The 275-nt window shown below is 56.4% G+C and carries 1 protein-coding gene; it reads right to left on the minus strand.

Annotated features, from left to right (window positions below):
* The coding region (locus PZC42_RS21225; RefSeq protein ID WP_277214115.1) for an ATP-binding protein at positions 1-275 on the minus strand (275 nt) is incomplete at both ends.

Below are 275 nucleotides of genomic sequence, written 5' to 3' on the forward strand. Positions count from 1 at the left end.
ATCGAAGATCCGCATCATCGTGGCCTTGTCCATACCACACCCGGTGTCACTTACGACCATCTTTACGTAGCGGCCCGGTTTGGCATCGTACGGCACGCATCGTGAAGCCTCAGCCGATGTCAGTCTGGCTTGCTGCGTCATTATCCCGATCGTGCCGGCCCCGGCCATGGCTTGTCGGGCATTGAGACACAAGTTGAGCAGAATCTGCTCAAGCTGGCTGCGGTCGGCAAGGATGGTGGGAAGCTCATCAGCCAGTTGGATATCCAATTCATACT

Origin of the sequence: Isoptericola croceus, assembly GCF_029382255.1 — a bacterium.
Classification (GTDB): domain Bacteria; phylum Actinomycetota; class Actinomycetes; order Actinomycetales; family Cellulomonadaceae; genus Isoptericola; species Isoptericola croceus.